This window comes from Pseudofrankia saprophytica, from assembly GCF_000235425.2.
Classification (GTDB): Bacteria; Actinomycetota; Actinomycetes; order Frankiales; family Frankiaceae; genus Pseudofrankia; species Pseudofrankia saprophytica.
This window is the reverse complement of sequence record NZ_KI912266.1, coordinates 1,156,148-1,169,448: the sequence shown is the minus strand read 5'-3', so window position 1 is coordinate 1,169,448 and position 13,301 is coordinate 1,156,148. Positions and strand designations below refer to the sequence as shown.

Below are 13,301 nucleotides of genomic sequence, written 5' to 3'. Positions count from 1 at the left end.
GAGCCGCCCGTTCGCCGTTGTGTGACCCGCTCAGCCTGTCCGCCGGCGTCCACCGGACCAGCAGCTGGCCCTACGCCGGGAGCTGACCGTGGCCGTGGGGCTGTGTGTCTAGACCAGGACGGCGGGCTCGGCCTCTGCCTCTGCCGGGTTGGGGATGGCGGGCGCCTGGGCGCGGCCGGGAAGAAGGAGACAGACCGGGACCGCGGCCGCGGTGAAGGCGACGGACCACCAGAAGGCGTCGCCAAAGGCGCCGGCGAGGGCGGACTGGGTGTGGGCGCCGGCGGTGGCGTGCTGGAGGACGACGGCGAGGACGGCGACGCCCATGGAGCCGCCGAGCTGCTGGGTGACGCGGATGACGATGCTGGCGTGCGGGATCTCGGCGTGGCCCAGGCCGACGTAGGCGGCGCCGGTGAGGGGGATGGTGGCGACGCCGACTCCGGCGCCGCGCACGAGCAGCGCCGCCAGCAGCAGCACCGTGCTGGTGTCGGCGGTGACGAAGGCGAAGGGCACGGTGCCGATGGCGACGGCGGCGAATCCGGCCAGGCCGACCCAGCGAGGCCCATAGCGGTCGGTGTACTTGCCAGCCAGCCTGCGGGAGAACAGCGCGCCGATGCCCTGCGGGATGAGCAGGAGGCCGGCGCCCAGGGCGTCCTCGCCGCGGACCTGCTGCCAGTACAGGGGCAGCAGGAACAGCGCGCCGTAGAGGGTGGCGCCGAGCAGGAAGCCGACGGTGGCCGAGGACGCCAGGGCGCGGTGACGGAACAACCGCAGATTGACCAGGGCCTCCCCGGCGCGAGGTAGGGCCCAGGCGACGAAGCCGCCGACGAGCGCTAGGCCGGCGAGCAGCGGCAGCAGGACCTCGACGCTGGCGAAGCCGGCGCTGCCCTCGACCTGGGACAGGCCATAGATGATGGCGGCGGCGCCGGGGGAGAGCAGGAGCAGGCCGACGACGTCGAGGCGGGTGCGGCTGCCGGGCGCCGGGCGGTCGTCGGGCAGGTTTCGCAGCGCGAGCCAGCCGCCGACGACGCAGAAGGGGACGTTGACCAGGAACAGCCAGCGCCAGTCGCCCAGGTGCAGGATGATCCCGCCCAGCACCGGGCCGAGGATGGGGCCGAGCGAGGCGGGCAACGAGATGGTCGCCATCACCTTGCCGACGTTGTGGCCGCCGGCGGCCTGCATGATCATTGTGATCATGAGCGGCATCATGACGCCGCCGCCGATGCCCTGCAGGACACGGAAGGCGATCAGGCTGGGCGCGTTCCACGCGGCCGCGCACAGCATCGACCCCACGAAGAACACGCCGAGAGCCAGGATCCACAGCCGCTTGCCGCCGAGCGCCGACTGGGCCCAGCCGGCGATGGGGATCGTGACGAACATCGCCAGCAGGTAGCCGGTGCTGACCCACTGGATGGTGGACAGCGAGGCGTGAAGCTCGCCGGCGAGGTCGTTGATCGCGACGCTGACGATGGTGGTGTCGAAGACGACGGCCAGCGTGCCCACGATGATGGTGAACGCCGTCCGCCACACGGCGGGATCGACCCAGTCCGCATCCACATCCGTCCAGGTGGGCGGGGAGGCGGTCTGGCTGGAAGTGCTCACACGCGGCCACCTAGGATACGCGACTGTGTCTTAATGGCGCCGACACTAGCTGGGCCAACACAAGACACACAAGTGTTTCTAAGGTGGAGTGAGGGAGACCATGCCAGAACGGCGCCGCGGCGCGGTGCTGGAGGAGGCGCTGCTGGAGGCGGCCTGGGACGAGCTGGCGGAGAACGGTTACGCCAGTTTCACCATGGACGCCGTCGTCCAGCGCGCCGGTACCAGCCGCCCCGTGCTCTACCGCCGCTGGTCCGACCGCCACGAGCTCGTCCGGGCAGCGGTCACCCGCGCGCTTACCCGCGCCCACCTCGACATGCCCGACACCGGAAGCCTGCGCGGCGACGTCCTCGCCCTCATGCGGGAGATCAACGCCACCCGCGTTCAGCTCGCCACGGTCCTCAGCGTCCACCTGGCCGGCTACTACCAGGAGACGGGCACCAGCCCCGCCGACCTGCGTGAACTCGTCGCCGCCGGCCGGGAGAACTCCATCGACATCCTGTTCACCCGGGCCGCGGCACGCGGCGAGATCAAGCCAGAACACCTCACTCGCCGCCTGAAGGCACTGCCCTTCGACCTTCTGCGCTACGAGTTCCTCATGACCCTCACCGCTGTGCCCGACCAGACCCTGGAGGAGATCGTCGACACGATCTTCCTCCCGCTCGTGTGCGGCGCCGACTCGAGCTGAACACCCGAGCGCCGCCGCCATGCGCCGGGGCGGTCCCGTACCTGCCACGCGGCTGACGGGTCCGCACTGGTTACGTCTAGGCGGCTCGGTAGCCGGGGATGTCCTCGACGCGGCGGTAGACCGGCAGGCCCCGCTCCTGGGCGATCTGGACGTCCTGGTCGGCGCCGGTGGACGTGCCGGGCAGCCGGAGCACCGCGTCGCAATGCTGGAGCAGGCGTTCCGCGGTGGGATACATGATCTGTTCGGCGACCGGGTCGGTCGGGCCGGTGCCGCCCGCGCCGCGCAGGACGGGCAGCGCGACCCACTCTCCGATCATCGGGACGTGACCGCTGCGGAAGACCGGCCAGGCGGCCTCCTCCAGGCGGGCCAGGTTCTGCGCCATCAGATCGGGATCGTCGCCGGTGCCCGAGCGGTAGGGCCCCGCGATAAGAATCAGCATGGCGCCGACTGTATCGTGCAAGAGTCGGCAAAAACAAGGAGAAACGTGCATGCTCGCCGCTCAACGTCGCGACCTTCTCCTCGAGCGCCTGCGCGCTGACGGCCGGATCGTCGCCAAGGTCCTCGCCGCCGAGCTCGGCCTGTCCGAGGACAGCATCCGCCGCGACCTGCGCGACCTCGCGGCGGCGGGCCTGTGCCAACGTGTCTACGGCGGCGCGTTGCCCGTCTCTCCGGCGATCGCCGACTACGTCGCCCGCCAGGACGTCGAGGTGTCCGGCAAGCAGCGGGTGGCCCTCGCCGCGGCCGCGCTGATCGAACCGGGCAGCACCGCGATCCTCGACGGCGGCACGACCGCGTTGGCCGTGGCGCGCGCGCTGCCCGTCGACCTGCGGGCCACCGTCGTGACCCACAGCCCGACCGTGGCGAGCGCGCTGGTCGACCACCAGGACGTGGAGGTCTATCTGATCGGCGGTCGGCTGTTCAAGCACTCGATGGTCGCGTGCGGCGCCGCCGCCGTGGAGGCCGCGCGCGGGCTGCACGCCGACCTGTTCCTGCTGGGCGTGACCGGCGTGCACCCCGAGGCGGGGCTGACCACCGGCGACGCGGACGAGGCCGCGATGAAGCGCGCCCTGGCGCACCAGGCCGCCGACACCTACGTGCTGGCGAGTTCGGAGAAGATCGGCACGGCCTCCCGGTTCACCGTCCTGCCGTTGGCGGAGGTCGCCGGGGTCGTCACGGACGCGAGCGCGGACAACCCGACGGTGCGGGCCCTGGACGTGCCGGTCATCCACGCGCCCTGACGCGTCTCGCGGACGCCCCAAGGTCCGCAAACCGCCCGTGACCACCGCCAACAGAGCTAGGATTTGGTCCTAGTCAAAATTCTGGTGGAGGAGGGCGTCGTGGACAAGGACGAGATGATCCTGGTCAGCGTGGACGACCACGTGATCGAGCCACCGGACATGTTCGAGCGCTACCTGCCGAAGAAGTGGGCCGACGCGGCGCCGCGGGTCGTCACCCAGGGCACCGCCAACCAGTGGATCTACCGGGGCAAGCCGGCCGGGCTCGTCGGGCTGAACGCGGTGGTCGGGTGGCCGCCGCTGGAGTGGAACAGCGAGCCGTCGGGGTTCGCCGAGATGCGGCCGGGCGCTTACGACATCCACGCCCGCGTGCGCGACATGGACCGCAACGGCGTACTGGCCTCGATGTGCTTCCCGACGTTCGCCGGCTTCAGCGGAGGCCACCTCAGCCAGTTCCGCGACGAGACGACCACCGCCGTGATCCAGGCCTACAACGACTGGCACATCGACGAGTGGTGCGCCACCTACCCCGGCCGGTTCATCCCGCTCGCGATCGCCCCGATCTACGACCCGGCCGCGGCCGCCAAGGAGGTCCGCCGGGTCGCCGCGAAGGGCGCCCGCGGCATCGCCATGCCCGAGATGCCGCACATCGACAACCTCCCGAGCTACCACGACGAGGACTACTGGAGGCCGATCTGGACGGCCATGGCCGAGACCGGCCTGGCCATGGTCCTGCACATCGGCATGGGCCTGCGCTCACTCACGTTGGCGCCCGGCGCACCGCGCGACCACACCATGATCCTCGCCTGCCAGATCTCCGCGCTCGCCGCCCAGGACCTGCTCTGGGGACCGGCCTATCGCAACTACCCCGACCTGAGGTTCTCCTACGCCGAGGGCGGCATCGGCTGGGTGCCGTTCTACCTCGACCGGTGCGACCGCCACTACACGAACCAGAAGTGGCTGCGCCGCGACTTCGGCGGCAAACTGCCCAGCCAGGTCTTCCTGGAGCAGTCCCTCGCGTGCTTCGTCACCGACCCGCACGCGGTCGCCGCCCGCCACGAGGTCGGCATGGACATCATCGCCTGGGAATGCGACTACCCGCACTCCGACGCCATCTGGCCGGACGCGCCCGAATGGCTGGAGAAGGAGTTCACCACCGCCGGCTGCACCGACGACGAGATCAACAAGATGACCTGGCAGAACGCGGCGCGCTTCTACAACTGGGACCCCTTCGCCACGCTGCCGAAGGAGCGGGCCACGGTCGGCGCACTACGCGCCCTCGCCGCGGACGTCGACATCACGATCCGCCCCCGGGCGGAATGGGCTGAGCTCTACCGGCAACAGCACGCCGCCGTCTGACCCCAGCCCCCGCCGCTGAGCGCGCGACTGTGTATGCCCCTCGCTAGGTTCAGGGAGCCATAGGTTCAGAGAGCCGGCTGAAGGGGCCGCTATGACTGACGACGGAATCGAGCCGATCGTCGGCTGGGCGGCCGACGTGCCGTTCACCGCGCTACCGCCGTCGGCCGGCCGCGAGGCTTCGGTGCCGCTGGTGGTCACCTGGCACATGATGGATCCGCCACGCTCCGACGAGGGGTTCGCCGCACTGCTGCCCCTGACCGGGGTCCCGGCCTGGCGAATCCACCTCGGCATGCCGTTCGTCGGCCGCCGGCCCGTCGAGGGCGCGTTCGAGGCGGCGCAGGCCGATCCGCTGCTGCGCTACGTCGATCCGCTCGTCCGCCAGGCGACGGCCGAGTTCCCGGCGGTCCTCGACGAGCTGCGCACCCGCTTCGACATCGCGCCGGGCCCGATCGCGCTGGTCGGCTGACCACGATCGACGGCCTTGGCCACTCACTCCTCGAGTCCGGACCGACCGTCGATGCCATCTCCACCACCTGGCTCGCGACCAACTTCTGACCAGCTCCCAACCAGCACGCCGGGGTTCTCTCCGGCCGCGATCCTGGTCGCGAAAGCTTGCACGCCCGCTCGGGTCTGGGTTCCGGTGCGGGCGTGGGCCTGGCCCGGCCGCGTTGGTCAACCGTCGCGAAAAATGACAATCTGGGTGTCTTTTCCAACGCTGTGCAACCATGGCTCGTGCCCGAGGATGCGTCAGAAGCCTTTGACTCATGGCGACATAGATTCGAGGCGAACAGGTTTCGGCCCGACCCGGACTGGAGAGCGGGCGCCGAGATTCCCAGGGCGCTGGCCATCAGCCTCGCCAGAATCCAGGTCGGCGAGGCCAGTGACGGCGCGGGGATGATGCGGGCGGCCGCGCGGGCGGGCCACCCCGGCTACCTCGAAGCCACGCGGCTGTTCATCGCCGAGGAGCAGGACCACTCGCGGCTGCTCGCCCGGCTGCTCATCGCCGCTGGGCGGCCGACGATCGCGGCGCATTGGAGCGACACCATTTTCCGCTCGCTGCGCTGGCGGGCCCGCCTGCCGCGCGAGGTGCTGGTCCTGACCGTCGCCGAGGTGTGCGTGCTGCGCTACTTCCAGATGGTCCGTGACGGCGCCGGCGACCAGCTGACCCGCGAGGTCGCGGCGCGCATCCTCACCGACGAGCAGGAGCACGTTCCCTTCCACGTCCGCCGTCTGCGCCTGGACCTCGCCGGCCTGCCCGGGCCGACGCGCGCCCTGATCGCCGCCGCGTGGTGGGCCCTGCTCGCCGTGTCCGCGGCGGTGCTCGCGATCAATCACCGCGCCGCCCTGCGCCTGTTCGGGGTATTCCCCAACCGCTACTTCGCCGACACGCTCCGGCTGTTCGCCCCCGTCGCCAAAGCCGCACTCGCCGCCGGTCCGGCTGACCAAGCCGAGACTCCCACCGGCTAGTGACGGGGCGTTCACGCCCACACCACGCCCAAACCCAGACGCTAATGGAACCGCCTTCGATCGCGGCTGCGATGATCAGTCGGTGAGGTGGGCGACCGATGACTTCCGTGTCGGCTACAGCCAGTACTACCTGTGCGATTACAACGTGATCCCCGAGGGTGTGGGCCTGAGCCAGGCCCATCAGGGGAACTCGCTCGTCGGGGCGGGTGGTGGGCACCTGGCTGTGGTCTGCGGGACCCACACCGGATGGATCCGGATCACCGTCGACGTCCGCGACGACGAGCCCCCCGCTGCCTTCGATGGCTGGCCCATGGTCGTGGACATCAGTCATCACAGCAACGCGGGCCGGACCTGGCTCGGCGACCTGGACAGCGGCGGGCCGCCCGAGCTGTGGAACCTGACGCCCGGCGGGCCTGGCTGGTACCGGGTCCGCGTGCGGGCGAGAGGACGCGACGCCGCGCGGGCCGCCGGTACTGCCTGCTTCGACGCCGACCCGCCGCTGGAGGAACACGCGGTGAGCATCTGGCCGGCGCCGCCCGCGCCCGAGGTCGTCCACCGTGGCGACGACGAGATCGCCCGCGGGCCGCGGCCAGCCCCAGGCGGTCCGCTGCCCGCTTTCTACCCGGAATGCCGCGCCGGCTGGGCGCCGCCGCCCGCCAGCGACGAGCCCACGGAACTGGTACCGCAACGCGTCGAGAAGATCATCGACTGGACCATCGCCCACTACCCCGGGGCCCAACTCGTCGGCGCACGCCTCGCCGGCCGGGACCTGACGTTCGCCACCTTCGTGGCGGCCCGCCTCACCGGCGCCGACCTCACTGGCGCGGTACTCGCCAAGACGAAGCTCACCGCGACCGACCTCGCCGGGACCCGCCTGTCCCGGGCCAACCTCGACGGCGCGGACCTCGCCAACGCCAACCTGACCGGCGCTCGGCTCGACGACGCCGTCCTGACCGGTGCCCATCTGAGCGAGGCCCGCCTCGTCGGCGCGATCCTCACCCGCGCGGACCTCCACCGGGCCGATCTCGTCGGCGCGGACCTCACCGGCGCCGACCTGACCGGGGCACGACTCGACGGCGTCTCCTGGTCGGAGTCCCCGGACTGGCCGGAGACGACCCGCTGGCCGACTCCAGCCCTGGCCCGGCACATCCGCGCCTATTCCGACGCGTCACCGATCAGGCCCACCGACCTCACCATCCGCGCGCTCACCCTCTGACAGCCGAGAACCCACCTCGCGGATCATCGAGGCGGCCGCGCCGGTGGGTCGGTGGGGCGGTGGGGCGGTGGGGCGGTGGGGGACGGTAGAAGGGCCTCCCACCAAGTGATGCCGCGCCGCGCCGAACGGCCGCTCCCGAGGGCACCCAGTCAGCGGCTGATAACTCTCCGCCAGCCGCGGGCGACCGGCCGTGCCGTACAGAAGTAGCGGCGATGGGTCTCCAACAACGCGGCGGCCTCAGCCCGGGTTGGCACCTTTTGGGATTTGGTCTTGCAGTCGGGACACACGTAGCGGGCCAAGGCGGTGCTCCTTCCGGTGCCGGGCAGTCGACGCGGGGCGTCAACGGCCATCCTCGCCGGTTGTGGTGGGCACCGTGGCCCCGACGCGGACACGGAAGGCGTCGGGTTCATGTCAGACAGGGTCGGGCTGGCTGACGGACAGCGCGTCGACGGAGCGGCGCGGGTCAGGTCGGCCTCGGCCGGGTCCTTCGCTGGCGTCGGTTCTGGTGCGGAATTCGGTGCCATCGCCACGGCATCGAGGGCGGCATGCAGCTATGGGATGTGAGGTCCTTCGCGTCGGGGCTGTTGGACGCCGTCTGGCCCAGCAGCAGCCGGCTGAGCAGGACGCCCGAACAGATGGCGACCGGTAGGGCGGCGCGGGCCCGTGGCGGAGCAGGACGTCTTCCCTGCCTGCCGCGAGCTGGGGATCGGCGTCGTGCCCTACAGCCCGCTCGGGCGCGGCATGCCCAGCCCTTCGACTCCATCGGAGGGCGTCGAGAGCGGCACGAACATGCAGGTCACAGACCTGGGCGAGGGTGGGCCGTCAGGGACTCGAACCCTGAACTCGCCGGTTAAAAGCCGGCTGCTCTGCCAATTGAGCTAACGGCCCGTCGGCTGATCGTACCCGGGCAGGCCGGGGTGCTGGTGGCTTCGTGTGCGCTCAGGCTGCGCTCAGCCTTCGCGGAGGCTGAGCGACCGGGCGGCCGGAGCGCCCCCCATCGCCGTCGGCCTCTGTCGGGCTGGGGTGCGCTCGGGCGTGCTGGCTGGTCCGCCCCGTTCACGCCGAGTGGTCGACGGGCACGCGAGGATGCGGTGCTCTGGGGCGCTGATGTGGTCGCCGGCGCTGTCGGGCGGGCCTTCCCGATCAGGGCTGCGCGCAGGAGACGCGACACCAGGCACCTTCTGTAGCAATCTTGGCACTCTGAGTGCATGTTGGGTCATCTGTTCGGGCGGATCCGGTTAGTAGTCGGGATTTTGGGCACCGACCGGCTGAACTGCTGTGGAGGGAGCCGACCGATGAGCCTCACCGGAGATACCGGATTCAACCGTGCCAGAGGTAGCTGGCGGATCCCACGAAGCCGCGGCGCCGTCGCAGGTCTGCTGCTGATGGTCCTCGGCGCGTGGGGCGCCCTCGTACCCTTCATTGGCCCCGCCTTCGACTTCGGGTTCGGCGGGACGCAGACCTGGGACTGGACCGCGGCGCGGTTCTGGCTTGAGGTTCTGCCAGGCATCGCCGCCTTCGTCGGTGGACTGATGCTGACGGCGAGCGCGAACCGCGGAACGACGATGCTGGGCGCATGGCTGGCGATCGCGGCCGGCGCCTGGTTCATCATCGGCCCGACCCTGGCCACGCCGTGGCACCTGGGTGACCTGGGCACCCCGATGGGCAGCACCGCGCGGCAGGCGACGACCTGGCTGATGTTCTTCTACGGGCTTGGCGCCGTGATCCTCTACCTGGCGTCGACCGCGCAGGGCCGGCTCAGCGTCCGCAGCCTTCGCGACATCGAGCACGCCCAGATGCGTGCGCACCGCAAGGCGCTGGCGCGTGAGGGTCATGGCGGCCTCTTCGGCGGCCGCCGGGCGCGGCAGGCCGAGCCGGAGCCGGTGGGGGCGGGGCGTGCCGACCGCGACGAGCGGGTCAGCGCGGCCCCGGCTTCGACCTCGGCCTCGACCGGGCGTTTCGACCGTAGCCGGCGAGCCGAGCGGGCGGACCAGACCGCCGATCGGGACGTGTACCCGAGCGAAGCCACCCGCACCACTTCGTCCGACCGGGCCGAGAACGTCCGGACGGAGCGGGTCGAAGGCGGGAAGCGGGGCGCGGACTCGGCGACCACCGGGCACGAGGTCTACCCGAGCGACACCGCTCAGGCCGGCGACGCCGCGAGTGGTCGTCATGAGGCGCCGCACGAGGGATTCGGCGGGAAGATCGGCCGGACCCTCGCCCGGCACGGTATCGGTGGTCGGCACCAGGACTGACGGTCGAGGGCCGGGCGGGGCAGCTGAGTCGGCCCAGCGCCTGAGTCGGCCCAGCGCCTGAGTCAGCCGAGCGCCGCGGCCAGGCCGGTTCAGACGCCATCGGTCACTAGAGGCAGTGACCATGGTTCCCAGCGGTCCCTGTCGGAGCGGCGAAGCCGCTCCGACAGGGACCGAACCTATCTGTCGAGCCCCAGCGGCCGTCGATCGATGATCGACGGCCGCGGTTGTCTGGCTGGTTCGTGCGATTCGGGCACGAAGGGTCCGGACCACCCCTAACCTTGCCGCGGAACCCTGGCTACTGGCCGGGTGGTGCGGACGAGGGACCAGGGATTAGAGACTAGGGGCGAGCGTGACGACACCTGAGAAAGTGCGTGTCGGTCGGGGAGGCTGGCCATCAGACGGTCGGGGCGGAACGATCAACGCCGCGGGCGACGGGTTTGGGTCCTACTACGGGATCGGCGCCGGCGAGCGGGCTCCAGAAGGCAGCACCGCCGATGACATCGCTGCGGTCCAGGCGGGCGTGAAGGCGATCCAGCGCGCGTTGAACTGGCACCAGGCGACCAAGACGGCGATCCCCACCGACGGGAAGTTCACCCAGACGACCCGTAACGCGCTGATCGCTTTTCAGCAGCAGAAGCAGCCCACCATCAACCGGGACATGTACCTCCCGGCCAGCGAGCGCAGCCCGCTCGGGCTGGTCCACAAGGAGACGTCGTACGCCCTGTTCATGCCGATCGCGGACCGCTACGCGCTGAAGTACACCGTTCCTCGCGGGTTGCTGCGCGGGATCACGACGATCGAGAGCAACTGGGACCCGGGCGCTATCGGCTACTACACGAACTCCGACTTCGGCCTGTGCCAGTGGAACACCACTCTGCCCGGCATCACCAAGGACAACGCGCTGGACCCCTACTGGGCGCTCGACTCCACGGCGCACGCGATGCGCGACCGAATCGACTCGGACCGGTGGGTCAAGAACTGGATCTACGTGATCGCCGCGCACAATGTGCCGACCTGGGCGGCTGACTGGGCCCAGGGCAAGCTGTCGGCGAGCAACCCCGATGACAAGCCCAAGCTTGACCGGATGACCGGCTACGTCACCAACGTCCTCGCCCGAGTCTGGTAGGCCGGGCGTCAGACGCGGGAGGTGAGGTTGTCCAGGACGGCGGTCCACAGCTTGCGTACGCCGATCGGCGCGAAGATCCGCTCGAAGAACCCGCCGACGCCGCCCGCGCCCGTCCAGGTCGTCGTCACGGTAACGGTGCTGCCGGTGCCCTGAGGGAGTACCCGCCAGACCGTCCGCAGGGTGGAATTCTGATCAGACTCGACCAACGTCTGCTCGTCCGGCGCCGTCACCTCGGCGGTGACGTCGCGGATCCGCTTCTTGGTCGCGTGCAGCCGGTACGAGATCCGGGTGCCCGGTCCCTTGCCGCCGGCAAGCACCTGATAATCGGTGATGTTCGCCGGCCACAGCTGGGGGCGTGTCCCCTCGTAGTCGGACACCAGCTCGAGCACCCGGTCGGGCGCGGCGTCGAGAGAACGCTCCGCCACGACGTTGATCTGCCCCATCGACCCGTCCTCCGTTCAGCCCGGCGCTGGATGGCGCGGGGTCCCGATGCCGCTGGCCGTGGGTGCGCACCGCGGCGGACCCCGCTCCTCTCGCAGACGTTAACGAGCCGCTCGGGGCGCCGCGCGGCCGGCAGGCACCCCCGGCCCCAACCGCTACCACAGTGTCAATGATTGAATGCGGAGAGTGATGGTGGCGGCTATGGTGCCGGCATGGACTCCGGCGGCGAACGGCTGCGCGGTGGTGAGCTCGTCGATGGCTCCTCCGGTTCGCGCCTACCGTCGGGCCGCGACGGCGAGGCCAACCCCGCCCAGGCAGATCAGGACCACGCGGATCAGGCGTACCCGGACGATGGTGACGATGCGCGTGGGACGTATGAGACGTATGAGACGTATGAGCCGGGTGGATCTGGCGGTGATACCAGGCCTTACGGGAATTACTACGACGAAGCTGATTCCTTCGCAACCGACCGTTACGAGACTGACGAGCGCCATGAAGCGCTCGATGCGGCGGCTGATGTGGCGGCCGATGCGGCGGCTGGTCCAGCCGCTGGTCCAGCGGCCGGTCCGGCCCTTGGCCGGGGTGTGCCGCGGCGCCCGCGGGCGAGCGCCCGGCGGGTGGCCGCGAACCTGCTGATCGGCTGTACCGGTGCCGACCACCGGGCGGTCGCTGAGCGAGACCGGTCCCGGTTCACCAGCGCCGGCGCGTTGATGCTGCTGACCGCGGCGCTGGCCGCCTACGCGGGCGCCTCCGTCGCCGCGTTCGGGTTTGGCACCTCGACGCTGGCGGCGCTGCCGTACGGGCTGTTCTACGCGGCGTTCATCTTCTTCATCGACCGTTCGGTGCTGCTCACCGTCCGGCCGCTGCGGGTCAAGGGAAAGGGGAAGAAGGAGGAAATCCGGCCGCGCCGTTGGCTGCCGACCGGGGCCATACGCATATTCATCGCGGTCTGCGGCGCGATCCTGGTCGGTGAGTCGTTGTTGCTGCGGTTCTTCGACTCGTCGATCCAGCCTCGGGTGGCCGAGCTGCGTCAGGAGGAGCTGTCCGGAGTGCTCGCCGCCTGGGACGGGAGCCAGCACACGACCGAGGCGAGACTCGCCACGGATCTGGCCGACCGGCGCGCGCAGCTGACCGCGGCGGAGAACCTGGTGACGACCAAGACCGGCGAGGTGAACTGCCAGCTCACCGGTGGCGACGGGTGCCTCGGTGGGCGTGGGCCGGTCTATCAGGTGAAGCTTGGCGAGCTCCAGGCAGCGACGGCCCAGGTGCCGAAGCTTCGTGCGGAGCGTGACGCCGCCCAGGCCAGGCTGGACTCCTTTCGGACGAGCCGCGACCAGCGCCGTGCCCAGTACGCCGACACCCAGTGGGCGCAGATCCGAGGCTCGAACGACCTGCTCATGCGGGAGAAGGGCTTCTGGCGGCTGACGGCCGACGACAATTCGGTCAAAGCCTGGCGTGTGCTGCTCAGTCTGCTGATTCTCGGCATTGACCTTGCCCCGCTGTTGTTCAAGCGCAGCCTCGACCGGACTTCGTATTCCCGGGCGGAACGCGCCGCTCTCTGGGAAGGCGAGACCAACGAGTTCGTCGACGCCTTCCAGCTGAACCGCAATGCGAAGGCCCGTCGCGGCCGGGCTGACGAGGTGGCCGAGCACATGGCCGCCCGTTACGAGGAGTATGCGCTCGCTCGGGAGGAACTGCGGTTGGCCACGTCGATGGACACGGACACGGCCGAGGCCTCGCTTCTGCGTGAGGAGCGGCGGCTCGGACACGACCGCCAGGCCGACGACCTGCGCCGAGCGCACCGGCTCCCCGCCACCGTCCCGCCGCCGCCGACCCAGACCGGGGTTCCCGCGTCACGGGGAAGGCGCGACTCGAAGGAGGCTTAACTCCTCGTCTGCCGGGCATCGACCACGCGCCC

General features: G+C 70.5%; 12 protein-coding genes and 1 tRNA gene. 9 read left to right on the top strand and 4 right to left on the bottom strand.

Annotated elements, in window-relative coordinates; all coding sequences use genetic code 11:
• Positions 1 to 108 precede the first annotated feature (108 nt).
• Positions 109 to 1,599, bottom strand: a complete 1,491-nt coding sequence (locus FRCN3DRAFT_RS0205135) for an MDR family MFS transporter (protein ID WP_007512999.1) — start codon at positions 1,597 to 1,599, stop codon at positions 109 to 111.
• A gap of 100 nt (positions 1,600 to 1,699) precedes the next feature.
• Between FRCN3DRAFT_RS0205135 and FRCN3DRAFT_RS0205130 the strand changes: the two genes are divergently transcribed.
• Complete coding sequence (locus FRCN3DRAFT_RS0205130; RefSeq protein ID WP_007513001.1) at positions 1,700 to 2,284, top strand: TetR/AcrR family transcriptional regulator; 585 nt, start codon at positions 1,700 to 1,702, stop codon at positions 2,282 to 2,284.
• A gap of 76 nt (positions 2,285 to 2,360) precedes the next feature.
• Here the strand turns inward: FRCN3DRAFT_RS0205130 and FRCN3DRAFT_RS0205125 are convergent, their stop codons facing one another.
• Positions 2,361 to 2,723 carry a hypothetical protein gene (locus tag FRCN3DRAFT_RS0205125; RefSeq protein WP_007513003.1) on the bottom strand — a complete coding sequence of 121 codons (363 nt, stop codon included), beginning with the start codon at positions 2,721 to 2,723 and terminating at the stop codon, positions 2,361 to 2,363.
• Positions 2,724 to 2,772: 49 nt separating this feature from the next.
• On the opposite strand from FRCN3DRAFT_RS0205125, the gene FRCN3DRAFT_RS0205120 reads away from it, so the two are divergent.
• From FRCN3DRAFT_RS0205120 to FRCN3DRAFT_RS0205100, 5 genes are all read left to right on the top strand, one after another.
• A complete protein-coding gene (locus tag FRCN3DRAFT_RS0205120) occupies positions 2,773 to 3,522 on the top strand; it encodes a DeoR/GlpR family DNA-binding transcription regulator (protein ID WP_007513005.1) in 750 nt (249 codons plus the stop codon).
• 99 nt (positions 3,523 to 3,621) lie between these two features.
• Positions 3,622 to 4,878 carry an amidohydrolase family protein gene (locus FRCN3DRAFT_RS0205115; protein WP_007513007.1) on the top strand — a complete coding sequence of 419 codons (1,257 nt, stop codon included), beginning with the start codon at positions 3,622 to 3,624 and terminating at the stop codon, positions 4,876 to 4,878.
• 91 nt (positions 4,879 to 4,969) lie between these two features.
• Positions 4,970 to 5,344, top strand: coding sequence for a hypothetical protein (locus FRCN3DRAFT_RS42715; protein ID WP_007513009.1), 375 nt, complete (start codon positions 4,970 to 4,972; stop codon positions 5,342 to 5,344).
• Between the two features lie 266 nt (positions 5,345 to 5,610).
• Entirely contained in the window at positions 5,611 to 6,345 is a 735-nt protein-coding gene (locus tag FRCN3DRAFT_RS0205105; RefSeq protein WP_035924345.1) for a ferritin-like domain-containing protein, read from the top strand.
• An 82-nt stretch (positions 6,346 to 6,427) separates the two neighbouring features.
• Positions 6,428 to 7,561: a pentapeptide repeat-containing protein gene (locus FRCN3DRAFT_RS0205100; protein ID WP_007513012.1), complete on the top strand. Its 1,134-nt coding sequence runs from the start codon at positions 6,428 to 6,430 to the stop codon at positions 7,559 to 7,561.
• Between the two features lie 815 nt (positions 7,562 to 8,376).
• Here the strand turns inward: FRCN3DRAFT_RS0205100 and FRCN3DRAFT_RS0205095 are convergent.
• Positions 8,377 to 8,449 (bottom strand) — tRNA-Lys (locus FRCN3DRAFT_RS0205095).
• A gap of 320 nt (positions 8,450 to 8,769) precedes the next feature.
• Between FRCN3DRAFT_RS0205095 and FRCN3DRAFT_RS55915 the strand changes: the two genes are divergently transcribed.
• Complete coding sequence (locus FRCN3DRAFT_RS55915) at positions 8,770 to 9,816, top strand: MFS transporter (protein ID WP_232793927.1); 1,047 nt, start codon at positions 8,770 to 8,772, stop codon at positions 9,814 to 9,816.
• A gap of 349 nt (positions 9,817 to 10,165) precedes the next feature.
• A complete protein-coding gene (locus FRCN3DRAFT_RS0205085; RefSeq protein WP_007513018.1) occupies positions 10,166 to 10,942 on the top strand; it encodes a peptidoglycan-binding protein in 777 nt (258 codons plus the stop codon).
• 8 nt (positions 10,943 to 10,950) lie between these two features.
• On the opposite strand, the gene FRCN3DRAFT_RS0205080 is transcribed toward FRCN3DRAFT_RS0205085, so the two are convergent.
• Positions 10,951 to 11,385, bottom strand: coding sequence for an SRPBCC family protein (locus FRCN3DRAFT_RS0205080; protein ID WP_007513020.1), 435 nt, complete (start codon positions 11,383 to 11,385; stop codon positions 10,951 to 10,953).
• A gap of 615 nt (positions 11,386 to 12,000) precedes the next feature.
• On the opposite strand from FRCN3DRAFT_RS0205080, the gene FRCN3DRAFT_RS0205075 reads away from it, so the two are divergent.
• Positions 12,001 to 13,269 (top strand): DUF4407 domain-containing protein, encoded by a 1,269-nt coding sequence (locus tag FRCN3DRAFT_RS0205075; protein WP_007513025.1) that lies wholly within the window; start codon positions 12,001 to 12,003, stop codon positions 13,267 to 13,269.
• Positions 13,270 to 13,301 lie beyond the last annotated feature (32 nt).